The sequence below is a fragment of the Runella sp. genome, assembly GCF_027484545.1.
Taxonomy (GTDB): domain Bacteria; phylum Bacteroidota; class Bacteroidia; order Cytophagales; family Spirosomataceae; genus Runella.
In genome coordinates, this window is record NZ_JAIXST010000151.1 from 45,678 (window position 1) to 72,144 (window position 26,467).

The 26,467-nt window shown below is 44.4% G+C and carries 17 protein-coding genes and 2 pseudogenes; 6 read left to right on the forward strand and 13 right to left on the reverse strand.

The annotated features are described in order from the left end of the window. The 3 genes and pseudogenes from hypD to Q0081_RS13985 all read right to left on the reverse strand — a co-directional run bounded on the left by hypD (position 1) and on the right by Q0081_RS13985 (position 4,356). Positions 1-1,103: pseudogene (gene hypD, locus Q0081_RS31880) on the reverse strand (hydrogenase formation protein HypD). Between the two features lie 52 nt (positions 1,104-1,155). Beyond that, positions 1,156-3,504, reverse strand: coding sequence for a carbamoyltransferase HypF (gene hypF, locus Q0081_RS13980; RefSeq protein WP_298354429.1), 2,349 nt, complete (start codon positions 3,502-3,504; stop codon positions 1,156-1,158). 261 nt (positions 3,505-3,765) lie between these two features. Continuing rightward, positions 3,766-4,356 carry a hypothetical protein gene (locus Q0081_RS13985; protein ID WP_298354431.1) on the reverse strand — a complete coding sequence of 197 codons (591 nt, stop codon included), beginning with the start codon at positions 4,354-4,356 and terminating at the stop codon, positions 3,766-3,768. A 50-nt stretch (positions 4,357-4,406) separates the two neighbouring features. On the opposite strand from Q0081_RS13985, the gene Q0081_RS13990 reads away from it, so the two are divergent. Both Q0081_RS13990 and Q0081_RS13995 read left to right on the forward strand, forming a co-directional pair. Continuing rightward, on the forward strand, positions 4,407-4,862 hold the full coding sequence (locus tag Q0081_RS13990; protein ID WP_298354434.1) for a nuclease A inhibitor family protein: 456 nt from the start codon (positions 4,407-4,409) through the stop codon (positions 4,860-4,862). A 57-nt stretch (positions 4,863-4,919) separates the two neighbouring features. Further along, the gene (locus Q0081_RS13995) at positions 4,920-6,437 is read left to right on the forward strand and encodes an aldehyde dehydrogenase (NADP(+)) (protein ID WP_409034063.1); all 1,518 of its coding nucleotides are present in this window, start codon (positions 4,920-4,922) and stop codon (positions 6,435-6,437) included. Here Q0081_RS13995 and Q0081_RS14000 read toward each other — a convergent pair. Continuing rightward, positions 6,434-6,859, reverse strand: coding sequence for a hypothetical protein (locus Q0081_RS14000; protein WP_298354440.1), 426 nt, complete (start codon positions 6,857-6,859; stop codon positions 6,434-6,436). The genes Q0081_RS13995 and Q0081_RS14000 overlap by 4 nt on opposite strands. A gap of 380 nt (positions 6,860-7,239) precedes the next feature. On the opposite strand from Q0081_RS14000, the gene Q0081_RS14005 reads away from it, so the two are divergent. The 3 genes from Q0081_RS14005 (at position 7,240) to Q0081_RS14015 (ending at position 11,079) form a co-directional block, all read left to right on the forward strand. Next, positions 7,240-8,145 carry an SPFH domain-containing protein gene (locus Q0081_RS14005; protein ID WP_298354445.1) on the forward strand — a complete coding sequence of 302 codons (906 nt, stop codon included), beginning with the start codon at positions 7,240-7,242 and terminating at the stop codon, positions 8,143-8,145. 1 nt (position 8,146) lies between these two features. Continuing rightward, positions 8,147-8,578: an NfeD family protein gene (locus Q0081_RS14010; RefSeq protein ID WP_298354448.1), complete on the forward strand. Its 432-nt coding sequence runs from the start codon at positions 8,147-8,149 to the stop codon at positions 8,576-8,578. Positions 8,579-9,117: 539 nt separating this feature from the next. Next, positions 9,118-11,079, forward strand: coding sequence for a sulfatase-like hydrolase/transferase (locus Q0081_RS14015; RefSeq protein WP_298354450.1), 1,962 nt, complete (start codon positions 9,118-9,120; stop codon positions 11,077-11,079). Positions 11,080-11,156: 77 nt separating this feature from the next. Here Q0081_RS14015 and Q0081_RS14020 read toward each other — a convergent pair whose 3' ends face one another. The 3 genes from Q0081_RS14020 to Q0081_RS14030 all read right to left on the reverse strand — a co-directional run bounded on the left by Q0081_RS14020 (position 11,157) and on the right by Q0081_RS14030 (position 16,685). Then, positions 11,157-11,786: a hypothetical protein gene (locus tag Q0081_RS14020; protein ID WP_298354453.1), complete on the reverse strand. Its 630-nt coding sequence runs from the start codon at positions 11,784-11,786 to the stop codon at positions 11,157-11,159. A 93-nt stretch (positions 11,787-11,879) separates the two neighbouring features. Continuing rightward, complete coding sequence (locus Q0081_RS14025; RefSeq protein WP_298354455.1) at positions 11,880-13,463, reverse strand: SusD/RagB family nutrient-binding outer membrane lipoprotein; 1,584 nt, start codon at positions 13,461-13,463, stop codon at positions 11,880-11,882. Between the two features lie 18 nt (positions 13,464-13,481). After that, a complete protein-coding gene (locus tag Q0081_RS14030; protein ID WP_298354458.1) occupies positions 13,482-16,685 on the reverse strand; it encodes a SusC/RagA family TonB-linked outer membrane protein in 3,204 nt (1,067 codons plus the stop codon). 259 nt (positions 16,686-16,944) lie between these two features. On the opposite strand from Q0081_RS14030, the gene Q0081_RS14035 reads away from it, so the two are divergent. Further along, positions 16,945-18,291 (forward strand): amidohydrolase, encoded by a 1,347-nt coding sequence (locus Q0081_RS14035; protein WP_298354461.1) that lies wholly within the window; start codon positions 16,945-16,947, stop codon positions 18,289-18,291. Between the two features lie 437 nt (positions 18,292-18,728). Here the strand turns inward: Q0081_RS14035 and Q0081_RS14040 are convergent, their stop codons facing one another. From Q0081_RS14040 to Q0081_RS14065, 6 genes and pseudogenes are all read right to left on the reverse strand, one after another. Continuing rightward, complete coding sequence (locus tag Q0081_RS14040) at positions 18,729-20,060, reverse strand: Gfo/Idh/MocA family protein (RefSeq protein WP_298354463.1); 1,332 nt, start codon at positions 20,058-20,060, stop codon at positions 18,729-18,731. Between the two features lie 370 nt (positions 20,061-20,430). Beyond that, positions 20,431-22,020 (reverse strand): annotated as a pseudogene (gene pckA, locus Q0081_RS14045) (phosphoenolpyruvate carboxykinase (ATP)). A 187-nt stretch (positions 22,021-22,207) separates the two neighbouring features. Next, positions 22,208-23,449, reverse strand: coding sequence for an MFS transporter (locus Q0081_RS14050; protein ID WP_298354466.1), 1,242 nt, complete (start codon positions 23,447-23,449; stop codon positions 22,208-22,210). 32 nt (positions 23,450-23,481) lie between these two features. After that, positions 23,482-24,363, reverse strand: a complete 882-nt coding sequence (locus Q0081_RS14055) for a DMT family transporter (RefSeq protein ID WP_298354469.1) — start codon at positions 24,361-24,363, stop codon at positions 23,482-23,484. Then, positions 24,350-25,486: a 2-methylaconitate cis-trans isomerase PrpF family protein gene (locus Q0081_RS14060; RefSeq protein WP_298354472.1), complete on the reverse strand. Its 1,137-nt coding sequence runs from the start codon at positions 25,484-25,486 to the stop codon at positions 24,350-24,352. Before Q0081_RS14060 ends, Q0081_RS14055 begins: the two co-directional genes overlap by 14 nt. Positions 25,487-25,498: 12 nt before the next feature. Next, positions 25,499-26,365 (reverse strand): FAD-binding protein, encoded by an 867-nt coding sequence (locus tag Q0081_RS14065; protein WP_298354474.1) that lies wholly within the window; start codon positions 26,363-26,365, stop codon positions 25,499-25,501. Positions 26,366-26,467: the final 102 nt, after the last annotated feature.

The window sequence follows — 26,467 nt, forward strand, 5'->3', positions numbered from 1 at the left end:
TTAAATTTCGACTTCTTCTACAGTTTCGGCAAAATGATAGTAGGCTGCACAGGCTCCTTCGGAAGAAACCATTGGGGCTTCCAACGGATTAAGCGGTGTACAGGCTTTACCAAATTGGGAACACTCAAACGGCTTTTTGATGCCTTTCAATACTTGCCCCGCAATGCAATCGGCGCATTCAAGGGCTTTGGGTATGTTGACGGAGAATTTTTTATTGGCGTTATATTCCGCTAATTCCCCTTTTACGCCCCAGCCGCTCATCGGGATAGTGCCTATGCCGCGCCATTCGCGATCTTCGGTTTCAAAAACCTGCCGAATCACTTTTTGAGCTTCCGGATTTCCTTCCGATTTGACCACGCGGCTGTACTGATTTTCGAGTTTGTATTCGCCTTTTTCCAGTTGGCGCACGACCATCAAAATTCCCTGCAATAAGTCAACGGGTTCAAAACCGGTGACGACCATCGGAATTTTATAGTTCTGAACAATAGGTTCGTATTTGCTGATTCCCATGATGGTACAGACATGGCCCGCAGCCAAAAATCCCTGAATTTGAGCCTCTTCATCGTTGATAACGGCTTCCATAGCGGGAGGTACCAAGACGTGCGATGCCAAAATGGAATAGTTTTTTAACCCCAAACGCTGCGCATGAATGACGGAAAGAGCATTAGCAGGGGCAGTAGTTTCAAAGCCTACGGCAAAAAAACCACCTCACGGTCCGGGTTTTGTTGGGCCACTTTGACGGCTTCGAGCGGAGAATACAGAATCCGAATATCAGCACCGTTGGCCTTGGCTTCAAGCAGGCTTCGTTGTGAGCCAAGAACGCGTATCATGTCGCCGTACGAGCATAGAATCACTCCTTTTTCTTCTGCCAAATACGGCGCTTTATCAATGAGATTTAACGGAGTAACACATACCGGGCAGCCGGGGCCATGCACCATTCGGATGAATTTGGGGAGGATATTGAGGATACCGTTTTTAACCAAACTGTGCGTTTGTCCTTCGCAAACTTCCATGATTGTCCACGGGCGTGTCGTAATTTTGTGTAATTCGTTGATGTATTGCTCAACGATTTCGGGGTTGCGGAATTCAGATAAATATTTCATGTTTTATCTTTACCATTAAGAAGTTAAGATTCATTAAGACGTTATAGCACGCTTATCTGTTAATGTTGCGGGAGAACGTATTTATTTTCCAACATGCCCACTGTCCAAAGGAACTGTTTTCATCGTTAGGAGAGAGTTGGCGGTGAAAATAAAGTTCAAATTCTGCGGAAGCATGGAGGTCGATTAAATCTACCAAAAGTGTATTTTGAAATACGCCGCCGCTGAATCCTATTCTTTTGATATTCAGTTTTTTAGCAATGTTTTTTATGTAAATGGCCAACGAATAATGAAATTTAGCGGCGATATACTCTACGGACTTTTGAGCCAAAATATCCATCACAATTTCCTTCATTAATGTTTGGGTTGGTATTTCATTTTCCCAACTTCTATGTCCTAAATAACTCGTTTGAAAAATGCTTCCGTGGTATTTGACATAGTGCTTGGCGCTGCTTTCCAGCCGAATAGCCGCTTCGCCTTCGTAGCTGATTTGGTCGGCTAAACCCAAGAGCGAGGCCACTGCATCGAAGAGCCGCCCTACGCTGGAGGTTTGGAGCGAAGAAGTGTTGCCCAAGGATTCGGTTATCATTTTTCGATATAATTTCCATTCGGTTGGGCTAAATTTTTTCGCTAAAATGGCCTCCGCTTCGATAATAGTGGCACAAGCAGCCAAGGCTGAAATTCGGGGTTGACGGGGCATTTTATCACCCAAAATGAACGGGAAATAATCGAAATGACTCTCCCGTGAGAATTTGTAGTTTTGGTAAACAAAGAACTCGCCTCCCCAGATATTTCCGTCAGTGCCCAATCCCGTTCCGTCCCAAATCACACCCAAAATCGGCTCAGAGGAATGAATTAAATTGTTTTCGGCAAGCACAGCTCCAAAATGCGCTTGGTGGTGTTGGATAGCCAGAACAGGAACGTTCCATCGCGCCGTTAGGTCTTTTCCCAATTGGGTAGAAAAATACTGCGGATGGCTGTCTGTTACAATTTGTGTTGGTTTAACCTCAAAAAGTGAAAGAAACCGGTTGAGGGTTTGGCGATAACTTTCCTGCGTATCATAACTTTCCAAATCACCTAAATATTGACTGACGTACAGGTTCTTTTGGTGCGTGAGGGTAAACGTACTTTTCATGTCAGCGCCCATGGCCAACACTGAATCTTGCGGTATGTCTAAGCTCGGATGGGTAAATGTGGGCGCAATTCCCCGTGAACGGCGGAGGATAATGGACCTGTTTTTTGAGAAAGTAACCACGCTGTCGTCTTGAGGTACCACAATTTCGCGGTTGTTTGTCACTATCCAATCCGCAATGGTACCAAGCTCATTGAGGGCTTTTTCGTCCGAAAAAATGATGGGTGAATGACTTACATTGCCGCTTGTGGCTACGACTGGTTTGCCAAATTTGCTCAGTAAAAGAGCGTATAAAGGTGTGTACGGTAACATAACACCTAATTGAGGCAAATGAGGCGCTATCTCGTCTTTTGCTAAACCCGACGCCAATTTCTCTTTTACATCTGCCAATACAATCGGACTTTCGGGACTGTTGAGTTGATTTAAAATAGAATCGGTCAGGTACACATCTTGGCTGAGTACTTCCGCATCGGGGTACATCAAGGCAAAAGGTTTGCTCGGGCGGCACTTGCGTTGTCGTAAGGTTTTTATCACTTCCGACTGAGTAGCATCGCAGGTGAGCAGGTAGCCGCCAACGCCTTTAATGGCCACGATTTCACCTCTTTGCCAAGCGCGCACCACTCGGTCTATAATCCAATGATTGTCATTGAGTTGCGAAGAAAATTGCGTTTTGGGGCTGAACAATTGCATCGTGATGCTGCAATTGTCGCAGGAAATGGTTTGGGCAAAATAACGTTTGTCCGTCGGCGTATTGTATTCGCTTTGGCATTCTGGGCACATCTCAAACGAGTGCATGGAGGTGTTGGGCCGGTCGTAAGGGAGTTTTTGAATCACCGAATACCGAGGCCCGCACAGCGTACACGTAATAAAAGAGTAACCGAATCGCCGATTGTTGGGGTCAAACAATTCATTTTTGCAACTTTCGCAAAGGGCAAAATCGGGACTTAAAAGCAAATTGGCTACGCCGGTTTCGTTGCTTTCCCGAATGGAAAATACCTCAAAAGACTTGGCCTTTACCTTCTCAAAATGATGATGTGTGATACGTGCCAAGGAGGGCGGATGCTGAATGAGGTGTTGGTAGAAATTGGAAATCACCTCTTCATTACCTGACACTTCAATATGTATACCGTCGAGTGAATTGTTGACCCAACCCGTTAGTTTCAGCAAATTGGCCAATTGATACACGAACGGTCGAAACCCCACTCCCTGTACTTGCCCGGAAATGTGAATTTTGAACGTAGAAAGAGGGACGGATGAAACAGATTCGTGCATGATCATTTGGGAAAACCAAAGATATTCTGCTATCAAAGAAGAATAAAAGACAAAAGTCAGGTTTAAAAAATAGTTGCCAAATCTGATTTTTGTCTTTTATTGAAAAATATTGCTTGATTTTCAGTTCAATGGATTATTGAGCGCTTGAGTTTTTTGCTGTGTTATTGAGCGCATCGATATTTCTGCCCTTGGGAAGTTTATAAATAAAAAACAGGAAGACAAATAGTGCCTTCCTGTTTTAAATATGAAGTTATTGGTTGATTATCTACCGAAAAGGCCACCCAACATACCGCCTAAGCCACCGCCGCCGGAGTTGCCGCCACCGCCAAGTAAACTACCGCCGATACGCATTACATCGTTCATGTCCAATTTGCCATCAGCCATGGCATAGCCGATTTGATTGAAGTCAAAACCGCCTTGTTGTTGAGTCTGTTGAGCTTGACCGCCACCCAGCAAAGAACCCATAATTCCACCGAAATCCATGCTATTGTCGTTCGGATTGCTGGTTTTAGAGATCATAGAACCCAATACTCCGGGCAATACCTGAGCGATGATATTACCGGCAGCACTGTTTGAAAGACCAAATTTTTCCATCAAACTTCCAATTGCATTTTGGGCAATACCCGCTACGATAGGATTATTCATCAAGCTGCCACCCTGACCGCTCTGTCCGGATAAAAGTCCCATTAAGCCGCCAACGTTACCACCTTGTGCTTCGTTTTGCAGACCACCCATCACCGATTGCAAAACGGTTTGCATAGCATCATTGTTATGTTGGTTGGGGATTGCAGGATTTTTTACAATAGCCTCTTGTGAATGATCTTGGATAAGACCCATTAATTGCTCTAACATTGTCTTGAAAATTTTTTTAAGTTTGGTTCAAATTTAGAAATAATTTTAAGATGGAAAACAATCAAGAGGAGAATCTTACAAGCCCCAATCAAATTGATTCCGGCATTGAGACGAAATGGCTTGGAGAAGTCACAAATTTGTTAAAAAATTTATTATACCCCAGCGAATCCGACGAGCCAATTGAATGGATTAATTTTAAGTCGTCCGGGTCACCTCCTTGGACCATCAGTGATTTAGAATTTTATCAAGGCCTTCCTCCGAATGTGGCTGTGGAAGAAATTACCGCAGAGGATTTTTGGGAGCCCGTTACCACAATGGAAGATTGGTACGGAGAAGATGAGAAGGCCCAAACGACAAAATTTCTGGAATTAAAATCCATATTGGAAGCTCATTTAAAAAACTTTCAAGGGTTTAGAGCCGGCCAAACAGAAGTTGATTTGTACTTGCTGGGACAACTCAATGAAAAAGAATGGGGAGGTTTAAAAACTAAGTTGGTTGAGACTTAAAACAGTTTGTAGTTTAGGGTTTACAGTTTGTAGTTTATTGTCCACCGTTTACGTTAAATACGTAGAGTTTTTAACAAGACAGAATCCGTGTCCATTATGTATCAAGATTCCACATCCACCCAAATTAATGAAGCGATGCAGCGGGCTTACGCTGCGTTTTTAGAATATCGCCGTAAAAGCGGACAGGAGAAGGCCACGTTTATCAGAACTATAGCCGACGAAATTGAAGCACTCGGCGAAGTCGTCATCGAAACGGCTATGCGCGAAACTCACCTGCCTGCTGCCCGCCTCTTAGGAGAGCGCGGACGTACGTGCAACCAACTCCGCAACATTGCTGAGGTAGTGGCCGAAGGCTCGTGGTTAGAGGCGACCATCGACACCGCCCTGCCCGACCGTCAGCCGTTGCCTAAACCTGATATTCGCAATCTATTGGTGCCGATTGGGCCCGTGGTGGTATTTGGCGCGAGCAATTTCCCTTTTGCCTATTCAACTGCTGGTGTTGACCCCGCTGCCGCGTGGGGTGCAGGCTGTCCCGTAGTGTTGAAAGCCCATCCCGCTCATCCCGAAACTTCTGAAATGGTAGCGGGCGCTATTTTGAAAGCAGTTGAAAAAACAGGAATGCCCGCGGGTGTTTTTGAACACATTCACGGTGCTGATTTTGAAGTAGGGAAAGCGCTGGTAATGCACCCCAAAACAGCGGCAGTGGGCTTTACAGGGTCGTTTGGAGGAGGAAAAGCATTGTTCGATTTGGCCAATCAGCGGCCCGTACCGATTCCTGTTTTTGCTGAAATGGGAAGTACCAATCCCGTGTTTTTATTGCCCGACGCGCTCGACAAAGAAGCTGAAAAATACGCCAAAATGTATGCAAGCTCAATTACGGGCGGTATGGGTCAGTTTTGTACCAAACCGGGTCTTCTTATCGGGATAGAGGGGGCCAGCTTAGAAACTTTTAGTGCTATTTTGGCCGCAGAAATACGTCAGATTCAACCCGTTGCGATGCTGCATCCGGGCATCGCCAAAGCATTCAGAACCAAACGGGATGATGTTTTAGGCCAAGAAAATGTAACTGTAGAAGCAGAAACTGTATTGAGCTACGGCCAAGACGACGGAATTCCTTCAGTAGCGTCGGTGACAGCGGCTCAGTTTGTTCAAAACCCTGCCTTGCATCAAGAGGTTTTCGGGCCGTTTTCGTTACTTATCAAATGCCGGGATAAAGCGGAAATGCAGGAAATTGTCGAGCATTTGGAAGGGCAACTAACGTGTACCGTTATTGGTACAGAAGCAGACCTTTCGGAAGCGGCCGATTTACTGTCAGCCATCAGTTTGTTGTGCGGGCGTTTGCTGCTCAATGGCGTACCTACGGGCGTAGAAGTATGTGCGGCTATGCAGCACGGAGGGCCGTTTCCTGCCAGTACCGATGGTCGTTTTGGCTCGGTGGGCCCGCACGCCATTAAGCGATTTGTGCGGCCTTTGGCTTTCCAAAATTTTACCAATTACTTGCTCCCTGATGAGTTGAAAGACGGAAATCCATTGGGAATTTGGCGGATGGTGAATGGACAATTGGGGAAGGCCTAAAAATCAATTATATCTTTAAAGCCCCGAATTTTGATTTTATCTGATATAGTCCCGTTTTTAAACGGAGTTAAATCAAAGCAAAAAGCCTTGTAATCCAGTCGTTTGCACCAATCATTAGTAGTAAATACCACACGCCCCTCAAAATAAGGGGCGGTGGTATCTTCACGGAGATTATTATCTATGTACAATTCAAAAGTATGATTAGGGTCGCAGCCACCGCCGTAAGCAAAAGTAAGCGAGAGAGTGTTGCCTAACACTTTTGCTTCCTGAATACTGAACAGTTCGGCACTTGTTAAGGCGTCAAGATTGTTCGTGATTTTTACTGAAGAGCACTCACCTTCGGTTGCCGCAGAAATGTCGTCTTGTTGGCAACTCCCCAGCATAATAATTAAGATGAGTGATAAGAGCGAGTAAGTTTTCACGGCTGTTTTTCTATTGTTTTTCAAAAACATAATCTCCGGAACCGAAAGGGTTCAAGATTAAACGTTTATCGGTAAGTGACATAAGCTTGGATAACTGCCCATCGCTTGAAGTTATATATCCTGACCATTGTTAGAATTGATTTTCATCTTCAATGACGCAATTTTGGGGTCATTGGTTGGAAAATCACGATACTAATCTGTTTCTACCGGAAAACAAAAAAGGCAGAAAATGACGCAAAGTTTGAAATGAGATGTTCCTGCAACCGTTCAATAAATTTTCTTACCGTTCTTGTTCCCTTTTCTTACCTTCATCCATTAAGCGTTGAAAAGACCTTTTCATTCCCTTATTTTCGTTTCACATTTAAACCTTAACTACTCACATGATACCTGTTATTGTAATTCTCGTTTTGGCATTGTTGCTCGTTTGGATGACCGTTAAAGTAGTGCCTCAACAAACGGCTTTTGTAGTCGAAAGACTTGGAAAATTTTATGGGGTGTTGCAGCCCGGTATTAACTGGGTGATTCCTTTTTTAGATCGTGTGGCTTACAAACACAGCTTAAAAGAAAAAGCGATTGACATTCCGGAGCAAATCTGCATTACCCGCGATAACGTACAGGTGCGTGTGGACGGAGTTCTCTTCCTGCAAGTGATTGATGCACAGAGAGCTTCCTACGGAATTGGAGATTATATTTTTGGAGTAACACAATTGGCCCAAACTACGATGCGTTCGGAAATGGGTAAAATTGATCTGGATAAAACGTTTGAAGAACGGACCACGGTCAATCAGGCGGTAGTACACGCAATTGACGAAGCCGCGATTGGCTGGGGCGTAAAAATGTTGCGTTATGAGATCAAAAACATTACACCGCCGCAGAGTGTATTGCACGCAATGGAAAAACAAATGCAGGCAGAACGTGAACGTCGGGCGTTGATTTTGCAGTCGGATGGGGAAAAAATGGCCGCTGTCAACGTCGCCGAAGGGCAAAAACAAAAAGTGGTATTGGAATCGGAAGCGTTGAAAACGCGCCAAATCAACGAGGCCGAAGGACAGGCAGAGGCGATTAAGTCGGTAGCGGAAGCTACTGCCGAAGGGATTCGGTTGGTAGCGGCGGCAATTCAGGAAAAAGGAGGGATGGATGCCGTTCAACTCAAAGTGGCCGAGCAACTGGTACAACAGTTTGGAAACTTAGCAAAAAGCACGAATACAATGATTTTGCCAGCCAATTTTGGAGATATGTCTTCGATGATTGCCACGGCAATGAGTGTAGTAAAACAGCAAAAATAAAATGGAAATTTCACCTACCCAACTTTGGATTATTATTGGAGCGGCAATGCTTATTGCTGAGCTCCTTTCCGTATCGTTTGTGTTTGCTTTTTTAAGTTTGGGCGCCTTAGTGACGGCTATATTAACTTGGATGGGTATCCTTCCTGCCATCAGTGCGCAGCTCCTTTGCTTTTCGATTGTATCCGTAGCGTCTTTGTTTGGGTTGCGTAAACCGCTTAAAGCCTTGATAAAAAGGGATAAATCCCTTGAATATTCAGAATACGTAGGTGATAAAGCCACCGTGGTGAAGGCAATTCCGTTACAGGGAGAAGGTCGGATTTTTTATCGAGGCACCGAATGGATTGCAATAGCTAAAGACGGTCAGGAAATCCACAAAGGCACGCAAGTGATTATCAAAGAATTGGACGGCATTAAGCTGATAGTTGGAGAATAGAAAGAGTTTTTGATCAATAATTTTAAACGGCCTTGTTATTGGAATAATAGCAGGGCTGTTTAATTTTATATATTCTTTAACCATGTATTTTAAGTGCTAATGCATAATGAATCCTCGTGAAGCGGTTAATGAATGTTTGTGGTTCGCTGCTATGAGTATTCATTATTTCTTTAAAATCAATGAATTACGTCAAAAAACATCATAAAGATTTTGTTCTGTTACTAATTACATTGTTAATTAAGTAACCACTGCGAGGAACTGCTTGAAAATTAAAGTTAATCATTTGTTAATCAATAATTTGAATATTAAAAAATGCCACAGTAATTATCAAATACCTTGATATGAAAACGGAAACTGTTTATGACAATTTTTAGGCAGAGAGTTTTGGGTAACATCTTTTATGACTTTTGTTGATGATAGTTCTCCCTAACAAAGAGGGCATTTCAGTTTTGTAGTTATCTTGCGTGTGATACAAAAGTATGCCCTCTTTATTTTTCGCCCGCAAAACACTTTTGACCATTACCAAATTTCTTTATTCAATGAAAAAATTACCTATTCATTTATTTCTCTATTGCCTATTCGCTTTTGGAGCGTATGCACAAAAAAGACCTAATGTAGTCTTGATTTTCCCAGATAATTTAGGAATTGGCGAAATCGGATCTTATGGCGGCGTGCGCGGAGTGCCAACGCCTAATATTGACCAAATTGGAAAAGAGGGCATTCGATTGACCAATTTCAATGTCGAATATTCATGTACACCTTCACGAGCAAGTATCCTGACGGGGCGATATGCTACGCGCACGGGCGAAACCTACGGGGAGGGATTGACTCATTGGGAGGTAACCATTGCTGAAGGTTTACGTTCGGTGGGCTATGCTACAGCCCTGTTTGGCAAATGGGATTTAGGTGGCGATGACGATTGGCTCGGCAAACGTGAACCTACACAACAAGGCTTCGATGAATGGTACGGAATCCCGACTACAAGCCACTGGTCGCAGTTTACTTCATTTGAAGGTTTTAGTGCTACAAAAGTGCCTGTGCCATACATTTGGGAGGGGATTGATGGTAAAACTTCTCAAAAAGTCAAGCCTTTTGATTTGCAAACAAGGCGTACGCTTGATCGTGAAGCAGCCGAACGGGCCGTTCGTTTTATGGAAACCAATGTACAAAAAAATAAACCGTTTTTTCTGTATTATCCCATGACTCAACTGCATTTTCCTGGCTTGCCACATCCCGACAAGGCTGGCACAACAGGGGCTGGAGATATGGGTGATTCGATGGCTGATGTTGATTTTAATACTGGAATTATTCTCAATGCCCTAAAAAAATTAGGCATCGAAAAAAATACATTGGTGATATGGTGTTCGGATAATGGTGCGGAATTACGGAGACCTTGGAGAGGTAGCACTGGGGCTTGGCGAGGGTATTACAATTCGGCAATGGAAGGTGGAATTCGTACGCCTTGTGTGATTCGTTGGCCAGAACGCATCAAAGCAGGACAAGTTTCAAACGAAATGGTACACGAAATGGATTTGTTTCCTACCATTGCGGCGGCGGTGGGTAGTCCTGAAATTATACCTACTGATAGAGCCATTGATGGTGTCAATCAGTTGGGGTTTTTAGAGGCAAAACAAATTAATTCTAACCGTGAAAGTGCTATTTTTATGAATTCGACAGGCAAAGTGATGGCTGTAAAATGGAAAGATTGGAAGTTTTGGTACTATTTCAAAACAGAAGTGCCAGACCCAAATCCTGATAATTTGGTACGACTTTTTGAGTTACGAGCCGACCCTGCCGAAGAAACCGATATGAAAGATTATTATCCTTGGGTTGTTAGTAAAATGGATAAAATAGTGAAAGAGTATGAAACTTCACTCATCAAATACCCCCGTGTGCCTGCTTATCAAGCAGATCCTTACACGCCACCGTCGGTAGGTTTGGGTAAGGCGGTCGAGGTGTATGCACGTACCGATAGGGCAGCCTTGCCCAACCGTACAGAAGCTATTGCAAATCCTGATTTTACGGGTGCTTGGTCAACTACAGTTTTAGACACACGTTCGCCATTAATAACAACCGAAAGATCAGTCGTGCCAACTTTGGGGAGTGGATGGGGCGATAAAATAGATATTCGCCAAAAAGATGATTTGCTTTTGGTTGAAAAAGTCTTTTTTACACCACGAGATTTGCAGCCATTAATTCGCCTAAAATATGCTTTGAACGGGTCAAAAACAGAGAATAATGTCAATTTAGGACATTCTGACAATATGGCCACTTCCATCTGTAAATGGGAAAATAATCGCTTAGTGATAACAACTATTTATTCATATTTAGACTCAAAAACAAAGCAAAAGCAGGAGTCAAAAGTAGTTCAAACGATGTGGTTATCAGCAGCCACAGCCGCACCTTGGGAGCCTGTTTTGATAGTAGAAACCAACCGTGAAGCGGTTGCAGAAGGATTAAGTGCTATCAACAGAACTGTTTATACGCGTGGGTATCGGTAGCAATAAATTTGAAAATGTGCTAATTTGAAAATAAATAGTTTTAGTTTTCAAATTAGCACATTTATCTATTCATAATTTTACTTTAAAGGCTGATAAATCGTAGCCTTTGTATCTACTCTAATAACTAATCGGCAATCGCCTGCTTGACCACGAGTCTCGTCGCAAATGCCATCTTGGAAGGCATCAAAACGGCGGCCATCTTGGGTATTGACCACAAACTTCACCTGAAAAGTATCGCCTGAACGGATCGACGACAACTGAATCCCGCAGGCTTGGGCAGCTTGGGCAGCTGTGATAGTAACAGTAGAGGGTAATGTCTCGACGGTGCGCAACAGACGGTCACCGGGGGTAGCCAGACGGCTTGGCAATGCGGCATAGGCTGCATTGGGATATGCACAATTAACACCTACACCACAAGTGGTCATACCTGCGCTTAGTGTGACACGCGGGTTGTTGAAACCAATCCATAAATCGATTGATTTTACGGGTACGCCACGCCCAAAATCTTCCCCTTTGAGGTTGAATTCAAAATCAGCAGTAGCCAAGTTGCTGAAATTAAAGAAGGATTTATTGCGATTTACTTCCGCAATAGCTACTGCACCATCGGCAGCTACTGGAATAGCGTCTTTGGTTTGGCAAGACTCAGCAACGGTAATAATACCGCCTGTTGAGACCAATAAAAACAGATATATGAGTGTTCTTTTCATTTTTAAGTTTGATTATGAATGACGTTTGACTTTAGACGTTTGACGTTGGATATTATCGTTGTCTAACATCCAACGTCAAGAGTCAAAATAGATTTACAAATCCCAAAAAACTGGAGTAACAAAGTTGTTTTGGGCGGGTGCATTGGGGTTGGCCGTTAACTCGCGTGTTGAGTACAAAAACCGCAATGGAAACGGATTGACAGGCGAAAGAGGAACACTAAGCGTAGGCGAGCCTGTTCTGCGATAATCGTTGTACGCTTCTATACCATTACCCACGGTGGCGATATATTTTTGAGTCATAATAAAATCGAGGCGTGCAGCGGGAGTTGTGAGGGCATCATATTGTGTAAGAATCCTTGCCAAAAAAGCATCTATAGTAGCCTGTGGAATAGCAGGCCCTGAATTTCCAGCCGAAAAGCTACTGACAGCTTGTAGATGCTGTACGACTCCATCACGCAGGTACGTTCGTGCATTACCTGTTGTACCGAGTGTAAGCGCAGATTCAGCCAAGATAAAATTGGTCATGTAGTTCGTAAGCATCGGAAAAATACCAGCACCTGTTCCATCGGTAGTTCCAACAATACGGTGAACACCTGGTGTGGTTGCACCTGTATTGGTCAAAAACTGAAAAGTAGTTGGTAAATTACGAATCGTGTTATTGTCGTAGATGCCTCCATACGGATAGATACCAAAGGTAGCACGATTGGCTTGATCGGCTGGCTGGCCTGTGGGGTCGCCTGCAAAACGGCCACCGTAACCATTACCCGTTGAAGTGAAATTTACACCAGCGTTAGCATTTTGACGATAAATGTAATAACGCAAACGCAAATCATCAAGATTGTAAAGGCGTTCCATAAAACCTTGATCCATATAGAAATCTTTGGTAGCACGGTATTCGCTGATATGTGTCGGATGGCGGGTTTGAGGCGTCTCGGTTGTTCCAAAGCGAAAAACCCAGTCTTGCGTGCCAGTTGTAATGAGCTGATTGCCAGCAATGAGAGCGTTGATGTCCTTAATCACCCTATCACGCTCATTTGGAACGAGGCGAATTTGGTTCAACATTTTTAATTTGAGCGTATTGGCCGCACGAACCCAAAGCGTGCGGTCGCCGCGATAAAACAAATCAACAGTTCCTGGCGAAATGTATGGGTTGCGATTTAGATCGGCAATACCTTCGTCAATCAATCTGAAAAGGTCTTTGTAAATATCAGCACCTTTATCAAACTTAGGGTTAAGGTTAGCTTCGCCTTGGGATGCATCAGTATAAGGCACATCGCCCCACAAGTCCACCATAATGCTATAAATATAAGCCTTCTCGATTTTGGCCATGCCTACATACCCAAAACTCTTATCCTCTGTACCATTTTTGATGATGATTTCGAGGTCATTGAGCGCTTGTGAATAAAGGTTGTTCCAAGCGGTTTGGAAAGTAGCACCCGTATAGTCGTAACGGCCTAAGCCGAGAATGTAGGCGTGTTGCATCGCAACAGATGCTGCTCGGTTGAGGGCACTACCAGCAATGTTGACCCCTAATGAAACCTGTGTAGCAGGAAGCAGCAGCTCTAAGACAGGTTTTGATGGGTTGTTGGGGTCGGTATTTACATTCAAAAATTGGTCACAACTACTCATCACAAACAGAGAAGTAGCCAACAGAAATACATTTTTTATCTTTTTCATCTTGAAATGCTTTTGAGGTTAGAACGTTACTCTGAGATTGACACCGAAACGGCGAGTAGTAGGAACAGACACCAATTCAAATCCTTGTGCATTGCCTACACCGAGCGAGTTTACTTCGGGGTCGAGGTTCATGTATTTAGGGAAATTGGGAGCATTGAACCACAAATTACGACCACTCAATGAGATACTTGCCGAGCCAAAAGGTGTTTTAGTCAACCATTTCGCAGGGATTTGGTAGGCCATTGAAACCTCGCGTAAGCGAATCACACTCGCATCCCACACTCGAAACTCATCAGCAGTACCTTGACTACCCGAAAATGAACCTGTTCCAAAGAAAAATTCATTGACCGAAATTGGAATGTTGTTGGGTTGCTTTTTACCATCAGCCGTTAAGATTGGCAAGCGGGTTGTAGCATCGCCCAGCACACCATAAGGCACAAAAACCCGATTACGGTCTTCGGTATCGCGGGTTGTTCCGCGACTAAGCATCTCAGCCATCGAAACCGAAAGTAAATCGCCCCCATCACGGTAGTCTAACAACGCACTGAGTGAGAAGCCTTTGAACGAAATACTATTGGTCACACCAATAAAGAAGCGAGGGTTGGGGTCGCCAACGGGTGCTTGGCGGTCGGCGATAATGGCTTTTCCTGTACGATTATTGACCAATAAGTTGCCTTCGTCATCACGTACATATACATCGCCACGAATCAAACCATAAGACCGCCCCACTACGTGCATACTACTGATGGAGGTCGTAACACCACTGTAAGTAAGCTCTTGCGGGCCGCCAAGATCCAACACTACATTGCGGTTGCGTGTCAGTGTCGTATAAATATTCCACTTGAATCCATTGGAAAGCTGTACGGGGGTCAGGTCTAACCCCAACTCTATCCCACGGTTGCGGACACTTCCCAGATTGACCACTCGTGTCGTATAACCTGACGACGGGGGTACGTCAACCGTGAAAATTTGGTCGCTACTTATTTTGTTGTACCAAGCAAAGTCTATACCTACGCGGTTGTTGAAGAGTTTCATCTCCGTTCCAACCTCAAACTCAGTGATTTTCTCGGGTTGTAAAGTGCTGCTACCGAGGCGGTTGCCTTGTGTCATGATGTTGACACCATTAAAAGGAGTCCCTGTGTCAATTGGTGCTGAGTTAGCGATGGTTGGGTTGATACTAAATATCGTTTGCGTTTGGTAAGCACTGGCCTCGTTGCCTACTTGTGTCAGACCCGCACGCAACTTCCAAAAACCAATACCACTTGACTTCAATTGAAATAAGTCAGAGAGCACTATTGAGCCATTGACACCACCATAATAGTAGCTGCGATTGCCTTTGGGCAAAGTCGAAGAGATGTCATTGCGACCCACCAAGTTGACAAAAAAGATGTCTTTGTGCGAAAGCTGTATGTCAGCAAAGTGAGCGATGAAACGTTGCTTGACCAAGCCACCACCAATGGCTTGCTGCACACGAGTATTGTCTAAGTCATTGATACCAGGCACGATGATACCATCGCCGAAAACAGCCTGACGGTCGGTAACGCGCTGGTTGGCGTTTTGTCCCAAAATCACACGTAAGTTAGAGTTAGCAGAGAGATCACGGTTGATAGTTGCCAAAAACGTCCAATCTAACTCTTGTCGGTAAATATTGTCATCGGTGATATTGCCATTTGGGAAAATATCGCCCCCTCGTCCATTTACACTGCGGCGGCGGTCGTTGTAACCATTAAAACCTACCGTTGCTTGTAGATTGAGCCAAGAAGTAGCGTCAATGCCCGCCGTAAACTTACCAAAATAGCGGTCCACCTTGCTCGTAAAAGGCGAACTCTCAACCGACCAATAAGGATTGTCAATACCCACACGGTCGTAGATGCTTGCCCCTGTGATGGGGTTACGGTAGGGGTAGTTTGTCAAGTCATAGCTTGTAGGTGTCCACGGTAAAACCTCAATAGCCGATGGCCCCGACCCAATACTTGAAGACATCTGAGGCGAGTCTTGGTTGGTACTCACGTAGTTGATAGTACCGTTGATATACAGCCCGTTGTCGAGGGTGGCTTGCCCTCCCAAGTTGATACTGGTGCGATTGATACTGTTGAAAGGTACAATGCCTTTATTGTCCATGCGAGATATACCTGCCGAGATACTGGCTTTTTCGCCCCCACCTTGAATACTGATGGCGTTTTCATAGACATGGCCACGTTTATAGAAATTGTCGTAGTTGGCTTGCCCAAACGGTTCGTATTTCACTCTTTTACTGGCCAATTCTGGAAAAATCGCCCCAAAGCGACTACCCAATGGGTGCGGAATGGAGTCAATGGCCGAATACGGCGCGCCCCAAGATCCAAATACTCCCAAGCGAGTATCGCCCTCAGTACCCTGCCCGTAAGTGGTTTGGAATTCGGGGGAACTTGCAATTTTTTCAGTAGAGTAAGAAGTGTTATAAGATACTTCTAACCCTTTTTTGCTTTTTATTTTTCCGTTTTTGGTTGTGATGATAATGGCACCATTGGCGGCCCGCGAGCCGTACAAAGCTGCCGCTGCTGCTCCTTTGAGTACTGTCATTGACTCAATATTGTTAGGGTCAAGGTCAAAGGCACGGTTAGTAAAGGTTGAACCCGCCGAAAATCCACCATCGGTATTGAAAGAAGAGTTGTCAAAGGGTACGCCATCCACCACAAAAAGTGGTTGATTGTTGTTAGAAAGCGAGGAGTTGCCTCGAATCGTGATGTTGGTAGCGCCACCTGCCGCACCGCCAGAGCCTTGGATATTCACACCAGCTACTTTTCCTGACAAAGCACGTAGCGGGTCAGGCTCTGATACCTGTTGGAGTTGGCTACTTTTGATGGTACTCACCGCGTAACCAAGTGCTTTTTTCTCGCGCTGAATCCCCGCAGCAGTGACGACCACTTCCGATAGTTGCTTGGTATCTACGCTCAACTTCGCATCAATGGTCGAGGAGTTGCCAATGTTAATTTCTTGGGCAGAATAACCCACAAAAGAAAAAATCAAGGCTTGGGCCGATTGGGGAGCAGAGATTTGATAGTTTCCCTGCGCATCGGTCACGGTACCGTTGGTAGTCCCTTTGACTACTACTGATACGCCAGGCAGGGGGGCGCTGTCTTCTGCTCCAATTACCTTGCCTCGAATCATTTTTTGTTGGGCATAGGCTGTTGTTAGGCTGTAAACGAACAAACCTAAACTTAAAAGTATTCGTTTTCTCATAGAAAATAAGGGAGTTAAATGATGAAGAGTAATACAACAAAGAAAATAATAATCTTTAACTAAAACTCAAATCTGAAAAATTTGTTCTAACAAAAAAAAGAAGATGTTTAGAACTATATTCGGTTTTTGTTATTTTTTCCAAAATTTTGTTTTTGTCCAATCAACCCCAAAAAATATTAAAACTATGAAAAATGCCTTTTTTGTTTTTTGTTGCCTAATGTCATCTCTCAACTATGCTCAAGACCCCAAAAGCAAGGTTATGAACGAATTGAACAACAAAGAGATGTTTTATGGCAATTTGGCCAAGCAGATTTGGAATTTTGCCGAAGTGGGTTACCAGGAGCATAAAAGCTCGGCTTTGCTGCAAGAGCAAATGAAAAAGGAAGGTTTTAAGGTAGAAGCTGGCGTGGCTGACATTCCAACAAGCTTTGTAGCTACTTTTGGTGAGGGAAAGCCCATAATTGGCATTTTGGGCGAGTTTGATGCCTTGCCAGGTGTATCACAAGATTCTATACCAGAAAAAAAATCGGTTGGGGGTATTGCAGGACATGCCTGTGGGCATCATTTATTTGGTGTGGGTTCTATGGCAACAGCCATAGCTGTTAAAAATTGGTTACAAAATACTGGTCAAAGGGGGACAATTCGGTTTTATGGTACTCCTGCCGAAGAAGGTGGCAGCGGCAAAGTCTATATGGTACGTGCGGGGCTTTTCAACGATGTAGATGCGGTGATTCATTGGCATCCCGCCGACAGGAACTCGGCCAACGCAGCGTCTTCATTAGCCAACAAATCGGCCAAATTTAGGTTTTATGGCATATCTGCCCACGCTGCTGGTGCACCAGACCGAGGACGCTCGGCGTTGGATGGTGTAGAAGTAATGAACTACGCCATCAACATGATGCGTGAACATATACCTTCGGCTACGCGTATTCATTATGTAATAACCGACGGTGGCAAGGCTCCTAACGTTGTGCCGGACTTTGCAGAGGTTTATTACTATGTACGCCACCCTAATCGTAATTATGTGAAGTCTATCTGGGAGCGTGTTCAGAAAGCCGCCCAAGGTGCAGCTATGGCCACAGGCACTACTGTTGAGGAAGAAGTGATTGGAGGCGTATATGAACTTTTGCCCAACGAAGTACTCGGTAGGCTCATGCACAGCAACATGCAAAAAGTAGGTGGCTACAAAATGGATTCAAAAGAATTGGCATTTGCCAACACAATAATGAAAACCCAAGGTATGGCTGATAGCGACGTATCGGCCACCGAAAAGATTGACCCATTCTCCGACGAACGCCCTGGCGCAGGCTCTACTGATGTAGGTGACGTAAGTTGGGCTGTGCCAACGGTTTCGTGCCGCTCGGCTACTTGGGTGCCTGGTACCCCCTCCCATAGCTGGCAGGCTGTGGCGGCAGGCGGTACGAGTATTGGGCGGAAAGGTATGATGATTGCTGCCAAAACCATGACCTCCACGGCCATTGACTTGTTTTCGAACCCTAAAATTATTGCGGATGCCAAAGCAGAGTTTGACAAGCGTCGGGGCGAAAATTTTAAATATGATGCCTTGCTCGGCAATCGTAAACCAGCTCTGAACTACCGAGACTGAGGCCTTTGTCAACAAAAAAGCGTAAGCCTATGGCTTACGCTTTTTTGTTGATATTTGAATTTACGATTTGTTACTGAGACTTTTTCGTAATTACTTTTATTTGATTAGAATCAATTTAATCCAAGCAGACGCTTTATAGCGTATTTTAATCAAATGGTAGTCCAGAAAAGGTGTTTCAACAGACGTTACAATTTTAAAGGGCTATACTCCAACACAATCAGGTTTTGGGTCTTGACATACTCAAGAACGTTATAGCATTTTGTAAGAGATTTAGGTGCAACAGAGGGATATTCATCTTGAGACTCAAATTCTGCGCGAAATCTTAACCAAACTTTTTAAATAACCAGCAGAGAAAAGTATCTTCTATGGGTAAAATTAGACCGCGGAAGGTTTTCTTCAGCGGCCTAATTTATCTTTTATTATAATCTAACTTCTACTCAATATTTAAACGGTTTTCCTCCCGCCAATACTTCTTGTGTTTTTTCGTCAAACGTCACGCGCTGGCCTGTTCGGTAAGCAGCGTTGGCCATGATGGTGGCGATAGAGTGCTGATACCCAGCTTCGATAGGCGCATTCGGCTGCTTGCGGCTACGCACACATTCCATCCAGTTTTTGATGTGATTGAAAGTCAATGGATCACCACCTGTGTTGGCATCGGTCGCTACTTTGATACCTTCCAGTTTTGTAGGAGCAATTAAGTTGGCTTTCAATCCCATAGCAGTAGCTTCGCGTTCGCGCAGACCACCGGTAGAACTGATTTCATTGGTATCCAAGTTGATCATACCGCCGTTTGAGTAGTATAACTCTTTGGTTTCACCCGCAGAGTTAGAGAAACGACTGGTAAACTGCACCTGGAAGCCCGAAGTCGGATCGTTGGCTGGGCCGTAATCAAATACCACCGTGAGGGTATCGGGATTGGTACGACCATCTTTCCACTGATAAATACCACCGTTGGCTACGGCAGAACGTGGGTGTGGCAATCCGCTGAACCAGTGTACTGTATCAATTTGGTGGCTCATCCATTGGCCCGGGATACCCGAAGAGTAAGGCCAGAATAAGCGATATTCCAAGTATTTGCGTGGGTCAAAAGCCACTTTGGGGCGATTTAATTGGTAACGTACCCAATCCACGTCTGATTCTTTCAAATCTTTGGTCAATTCAGGACGGCGCCAGCGACCGGGTTGGTTGACGTTCCACATCAATTCAACCATCACGATTGGGCCAAATTTTCCCGATTTGATAAACTCATCGGCTGCCCAGTAATTTTCTCCACTGCGGCGCTGGGAACCTATCTGTACGATTTTGCCTGATGATTTTACGGCTTTCAACACGGCGCGGTTGTCTTCCATGGTTTCGGCCAATGGTTTTTCGGCGTATACATCGCAACCTGCCTGTACGGCTTCGATGGTATGAAGGGCGTGTTGGAAGTCAGCTGTACTCATGAAAACAGCGTCTACCGCTTTGGCGTCGTACATTTCTTCGTTGTTACGAAAAACTTTTACGTTGCCTCCCAATTGCTTGTCTAAATAGGCTTTTCCTTCATCACGACGGCGATTCCAAATGTCGGAAAGTGACGTGATTTCAAAATTCATACCCTTCGATAATTCTTTAAAAGGACCTACGTGGGAAGCACGGTGACGGTCAGAAAAGCCCACAACTCCTACGCGAACGCGGTCGTTGGCTCCTATGATTTTGGAGTAGCTCGTAGCCGACATTGCGGTGGCGGCAGTAGCTAACATTGATTTCTGAATAAATTCTCGACGTTGCATGTTGGAAACTTTGTTTTGTACATATTATAAATAAAGCAACCTTTTCTTCTATATACTTTCTAACTCCCTAAAAATCCCACCTGTTATGAGTAAAAATTTACGCAAACGTTCCCGTAATTCATATAGCGTGTTTTGTTACTAACAATTTTCCGAATCCAATCTCAAACCACTAAGACACTAAGTTGCACTAAGGTAAGTGTAGCTTTCTTAGTGCAACTTAGTGTCTTAGTCGTGATAGAAATCATTGCAATTTTAAACCACTAAGTCGCACTAAGGTAAATGTAGATTTCTTAGTGTCCCTTTGTGTCTTAGTGGTAATAGAAATTATTGCAGTTTGATAGGCCACAACAGACCCCGTTTAATTTAGTTTTTACTTGAATACTGGCCCAGCGTTGATGATTTCGTCGGAGCAACCGTCCTTAAATACTTCAAAGTTTTTGTTGAATAGCCCCGCTAATTTTTGCGCAGTAGTTGTGTATTCATCTTGGTTGGCCCAGGTGTTTTGCGGGATTAAGAACTCTGTTGGCACATCCGCACAGGTCGTTGGAATTTCAAGTCCAAAAATATCATCCACGATAGTAGGGGCATTGGCCAATTCGCCATTGTGAATGGCATCCAAAATAGCACGGGTGAAGCGTAACTTGATTCGTGAACCTACGCCATAAGCACCGCCCGTCCAGCCAGTATTGACTAACCAAACTTTCGTGTCATTTTCTTGGATTTTTTCAGACAATAACTCCGCGTATTTGCTTGGGTGCCAGACCATAAAGGCCGCGCCAAAACAGGCCGAAAAAGTAGCACTTGGCTCCGTAACACCCATTTCTGTACCCGCTACCTTAGCCGTGTATCCACTGATGAAGTGATACATAGCTTGCGAAGGTGTCAGTTTTGAAACGGGAGGCAACACGCCGTAAGCATCGCAAGTCAAGAAAATGATGTTTTTGGGATGCCCACCCACGCAGGGGGTTTTGGCATTGGGAATAAACTCAATGGGATACGACGCACGGGTGTTTTCGGTAATGGAGATGTCATCGTAATCCACTTCATGATTGATGGGGTTGTAGGCTACATTTTCCAAAACCGTTCCAAATTTAATGGCCTGAAAGATCTCGGGTTCTTTTTCAGCACTTAGATTGATGGCTTTGGCATAGCAGCCCCCTTCAATGTTAAACACCCCATCCGACGACCAGCAATGTTCGTCGTCGCCGATAAGTTTACGGTGTGGGTCGGCGGAGAGGGTAGTTTTTCCCGTACCGCTTAGTCCAAAAAACAAAGAAACGTCGCCATCTTGGCCTTCGTTGGCCGAGCAGTGCATCGAAAGTACGCCAATTTTAGGCATGATGTAGTTCATAATTGTGAACACACCCTTTTTCATTTCGCCTGCGTATTCTGTTCCTAAAATAACAAACTCCTTACGCTCAAAACACAAATCAATGCTCGTGCGGGAGTTCATGTGGGTCGTAAACGTATTGGCGGGAAATTCGCCCGCATTATAAATGACGTAATCGGGTTCGCCAAAAGTAGCTAATTGGGCTTCGGTAGGCCGAATGAGCATACTGTTCATAAACAACGCATGATAAGGGCGCGTACAAATAACCCTTACTTTGATTTGGTATTTGGGATCCCAGCCTGCGTATCCATCTACTACGTACATACGGGTACGGGTATTGAGGTAATCAATGGCCCGCTGACGATTGATGTCAAACGTATGTTCGTCCATTTTTATATTGACACTTCCTCACCAAATATCGTTGACGCTTTCGGGACGCTCAATGATACGCTTGTCTTTGGGACTACGGCCTGTTTTTACGCCTGATTCGAGAATGAGGGCTCCTTTGTCGGAAATAGCAGCACCGTTTTCAAACAAAATCGCCATTTGGTACAATTGAGCAGGCGAAGCGTTGCGAATGGTTTCCTTGTTTTTGATTCCGTACTGGAGTAGGTTGAATGAAGTGCTCATAAAATGAAGTTGTTGATTAATGACAAAAATGCGATTGCTTTTGGCTAAAATGAGGTTTTTAATAATTCAGCCAAAAGTACAACCCAATTCATTCAATGTCATAGGATAAGGGTCATTATAACAGCACTTTTATGCTAATTTCGTAATGATATTGGTCATAAAAATGCTGTTATCAATTCTTCCATGCTTATTCTGTGATGGGTTTGGAGGCATCAATTTTGAACCACAATAGCCCGCCCACAATAACAATTACCCCAATAATTCTCACTGGAAGTTCATAGCTACCCGTGGCGTGCAAAATAAATCCAAAAGCAGTAGCCATAATGGCAGAACCCAACTGCCCTGCCAAACCCATTGTTCCAGTAACCGCACCGGCATTTTTGCCACCAATATCAGTAGCTGCCGACCATGCTACAGGTAAAGTAAAATCTTTAAACGCTAACCCCAGCCCCAATAGCACAATGGCTACGCTGATGTTTTCGGTAAAAGAACCTGCAATCATACACACCCCAGCCATTACTAAGCCAAACATACCTACGTATCTTCTACCAAAAGCAAGACCGCGTTTTTTTGCAAAATAATCAGAAGCAAAACCGCCAATCAAACAACCTGCCATGCCCAAAACAAAAGGTAGTGAAACCATCCAGCCCAACTCAGACTTAGGAATTCCACGGCCATTTTGGAGGTATTTGGGCATCCAAGACATATAGAAATAAGCACCATAAAGCAGGCAATGGTACATACCCATCAAAGCCCATAAGTTGCCATTTTTGATAATGACCTTCAAAGGTAAAAAACCGTGATGAGCATTTTTTAAGCTTCGGCCTTCTTCAATTTCTTTTACTTCTTCGGTGGTGATGCCTTTCATCTCGCGTGGTTCGTCTTTAAACCAAAACCACCAAGCGATTGCCCATAAAACGCCCAATGTCCCGACAATATAAAACACCCCGCGCCAACCGTATGCTTCGGCCAATTGAATAGACAAGATTGGAGCCAATGCACCACCCAAACGACTCCCCATCCATACAACCGACTGAATACGAGCTCTTTCAACTGCTGGAAACCATCTTGCAATGGCTACCGATACCGTGGGGAATGCCCCTGCTTCGCCCGCTCCAAACAAAAAACGGACAATCAATAAGAAGTAAAAACCAGAGGCTAAGCCTGTGAGAATGGTAAAAATAGACCACCAGATTACAATTCTAAAGAGTGTTTTTTTAGGCCCGATACGGTCCACCATGAGCCCCGTAGGGATTTCAAAGCCACCATAAGCGAGCGAAAAGGCCGACAAAACCATACCCCATTGTTGGTCCGAAAGCCCCATTTCCTTGGTAATGTCATCGCCAATGGAGGAGATAGAGTTGCGGTCGAGGTAGGTAATAATGGCAAAAACCACGAAAATTAAGACGACTTGATAGCGTTTTTTCATTGCGGAAAAGGGTTTAGTAATTGTTAAAAATCTTAGTTGGTTACTTCAATGCTTTTTTCTTTAGATTTAAAAATCATGGTAAGAATCAACCCTAAAAAAATGAGGAGCAGGCCCACAAAACTCAGAAAGGTGTAGGTTTCGTCGAAAATCAAATACCCAAGAATGAGCGCATAAATGGCTTCGGTGTATCTTAGAATGGACAGAAGGCTGAGTTGGTCTTTTTGCTGGATGGCAATGGTGAAAAAATTTTGGGCCACAAATCCAACAAAGCCAATCAACACAATTAATAGACTTTCGTAGAGTGTTGGCGTTACCCAGTGGTTAATGGACACGATACCGCTGATGGTAGCCGATATAAACATGAAATAGTGCAAAATGACCAAGTGATGGTCGTCGTCGCCAATTTTACGAATAATGATAAACAACAGCCCCCCAAAAAAAGCCGAAAGGAGGCCAATACCTACGTCCAAAAAGCTAATGCGGGGGTCGAATCCTTTGAGCATTAAAATACCAGAAAAGGCCAACAAAAGATTAATCCATTGGATAGGCTTGAGTTGTTCTTTAATGATCACTACGGCCAAAATAGTGGTAAAAACGGGTGATAAATATTTAAAAGCGACTGCCGTGCCAAAGGGGATTTGGCTCAACAAATAAAAAAAAGAAAACATCGAAACGGAGCCTACCATGCCTCTGTAAATCAGCATTTTGTTGTTGCGGCCAATGAGCGAAATTTTTTGGTTGGTTAAATAAGCTACACACAACAACCAGCCAATCACCGACCGAAAAAAGATATGCTCGAAAATGGGTATTTGGGGTAAAAATTTAACCAAGAACTGCATGGCAGAAAAGCAAAAAGTGCTAATTAAGATATATTTTACCCCTTTGGTAAACCCCGCTTTGTTAATAGAAAACATAGCCCTCCATGATTTTACGAACGGTGCGGATAGTACCCGCTTTCTCTAACAAAAGCCCGTTTTCTTTTTGCTTCATTTCAATATTGGCCTCAATCACTCCCGAAGGGTGTTCGATAATGATTAATTCACGATTTTGACCATTTTCTTTACCCACCTCGGCGGCAACGGTTCCTTTTACTTTTAAGGTCGTACCTACGGCAATTGAACCTGTGACGGCAAAACTTGGATGCAGCGTTTTAGGGGTCAGATAGCGGCCTTGAATATTGTGTTTTGGATCTTTAGGGGCAGAAAGAATACCAATTTTGGGAAGTACATTGTCTTTTACGTCGCCCATACCAGCTCTTCGCCCTGCTTCAAGGCGTATGGCTTCGAGTTTGGCCATGAGTTCGGTGTTTTTTACAAAAAAAGCTTCATCTTCGTCGCCTTTCATTCCCAAATCTTGGGCTTTGAGCAGTACCATTGTTTGTCCTGCATCAATGATGGTTGCCTCCATACCGTTGATGATTTCTTTGGTTTTATCCGTTGGGAATTGTTTTCCCGTTTTTCCTCCCACCAAATTAAATAAATTTAAAATGACGGGGGCGGCTGTGCCAGGAACTCCGTCAATGTGCGTATCGCCATCGTATTTGACTTTGCCGTTGGGGGTTTGGACTATCTCCTCAATGGTGGAGTTGGTATTGATGTTATAAATCATCACCCGTGTTTCGGGGATAGTGGCTTTTACCCACCCTTTTTCAATGGCAAAAGGGCCTACGCCTGCCATCATGTTGCCGCAGGGAGGAAGTGTATCTACAATTGGATTTAGAATATCTACCTGTGCAAAAAGATAGTCCACATCAATACTGGGGCGTTTGGAAGGTTCGGCCATCACGACTTTACTGGTCACGGTCACTGCTGCGCCTAAGCCGTCTATTTGGCGTTCGTCAGGCGAACCCATTACTTTCAAAATAATGGCGTCGCGTTCTTGTTTGTTGGCGGGTAAATCACGTTTGTCAAAAAAAGGCCCTTTGGAAGTACCGCCACGCATATAGGTGCAGGGTACTTGGCGATTTTCAGTAGTTTGTGCTTGTACACAGGAAAGTCCAAAATACCCAATAAAAAAAAGAAAATAGGGGAATTTCATGGTTTCAAAAGGTTAACGTGAGGTACAATAATTGGCAGCGGAATAGCCCGCACTACGCCCGAAAACAGCCCCCGAAGCGAGCCCCGAACCGCCGGGGTAGCCGTAGAAAAATACGCCACCGACCATTTCGCCGCAGGCAAAAAGCCCGTTGATGGGTGCGTTGTTTTCGCTCAATACTTCGGCAGAGGTATTGACTTTTACTCCCCCGTAGGTAAACGTGATACCTCCCGTAACGGGGTAAGCCCTAAAAGGAGGCGTATCGAGTACATTGGCCCAGTTGGTTTTATTCAGTGCCAACCCTTCAGTCCGCCGCCCGTCTTTGCGGGTAGGGTCAAAGGGCGTTGAGGTATTGACGGCGTCGTTGTATTCGGTCAGGGTTTGCAGTGCTTTTTCGGACTCAACACCCGTAAGTTTTGTAACGAGCTCTTCGAGGATATTGGCTTCTACAAAGCTGGCATCGTGGGTTTTATATTCGCCATAGAGCAAATCCCAAACTTTGGCGTCAAAAATCTGCCATGCGAGGTTGTTGGGTCGTTCCAATACGGCCTTTCCAAATTGGGCATACGTATAGTTTCGGAGGTCAAGTCCTTCATCTACAAAGCGTTCGCCGTGGGCATTGAGCATTACCCCAAAGAGGTAGCTAATTTTGCGATAATGTTTTCGTTCAATGTGCGGAATGTCAAGGTTGCCGTATTCGGGCATATTCAAATCCATGGGCGTGGCATGACATCCGCCAAAATACCCACTAAGTGCGGCGCCTATGTCGGTGGCCATTTTGAGCCCGTGGCCCATGTTATGACGCGTACCTCTGACCCGCGCCGAAGCCCAACGTTCGCCTAAATACTTTACTCTGAGTTCTTTTTTTGGCAGTGCGCGCAAAGTAATGCTATAACAAAAAAATAGACAACGGGGGCAAATGCCTAACTTTGGAGTGACTAAACTCAAAGATTATGTACCTATTTTGCCCAAGTTGTCACAGCA

Excerpts from the sequence above, each read along its gene's own strand:
- Q0081_RS13985 (WP_298354431.1), bottom strand. The coding sequence starts at position 4,356 with ATGTTAGAGCAATTAATGGGTCTTATCCAAGATCATTCACAAGAGGCT.
- hypF (WP_298354429.1), bottom strand. The coding sequence starts at position 3,504 with ATGCACGAATCTGTTTCATCCGTCCCTCTTTCTACGTTCAAAATTCAC.
- Q0081_RS14020 (WP_298354453.1), bottom strand. The coding sequence starts at position 11,786 with ATGAAAAGAACACTCATATATCTGTTTTTATTGGTCTCAACAGGCGGT.
- Q0081_RS14005 (WP_298354445.1), top strand. The coding sequence starts at position 7,240 with ATGATACCTGTTATTGTAATTCTCGTTTTGGCATTGTTGCTCGTTTGG.
- Q0081_RS14050 (WP_298354466.1), bottom strand. The coding sequence starts at position 23,449 with ATGAAAAAACGCTATCAAGTCGTCTTAATTTTCGTGGTTTTTGCCATT.
- Q0081_RS14015 (WP_298354450.1), top strand. The coding sequence starts at position 9,118 with ATGAAAAAATTACCTATTCATTTATTTCTCTATTGCCTATTCGCTTTT.
- Q0081_RS14010 (WP_298354448.1), top strand. The coding sequence starts at position 8,147 with ATGGAAATTTCACCTACCCAACTTTGGATTATTATTGGAGCGGCAATG.
- Q0081_RS14025 (WP_298354455.1), bottom strand. The coding sequence starts at position 13,463 with ATGAAAAAGATAAAAAATGTATTTCTGTTGGCTACTTCTCTGTTTGTG.
- Q0081_RS14060 (WP_298354472.1), bottom strand. The coding sequence starts at position 25,486 with ATGAAATTCCCCTATTTTCTTTTTTTTATTGGGTATTTTGGACTTTCC.
- Q0081_RS14055 (WP_298354469.1), bottom strand. The coding sequence starts at position 24,363 with ATGTTTTCTATTAACAAAGCGGGGTTTACCAAAGGGGTAAAATATATC.
- Q0081_RS14030 (WP_298354458.1), bottom strand. The coding sequence starts at position 16,685 with ATGAGAAAACGAATACTTTTAAGTTTAGGTTTGTTCGTTTACAGCCTA.
- Q0081_RS13990 (WP_298354434.1), top strand. The coding sequence starts at position 4,407 with ATGGAAAACAATCAAGAGGAGAATCTTACAAGCCCCAATCAAATTGAT.
- Q0081_RS14035 (WP_298354461.1), top strand. The coding sequence starts at position 16,945 with ATGAACGAATTGAACAACAAAGAGATGTTTTATGGCAATTTGGCCAAG.
- Q0081_RS14040 (WP_298354463.1), bottom strand. The coding sequence starts at position 20,060 with ATGCAACGTCGAGAATTTATTCAGAAATCAATGTTAGCTACTGCCGCC.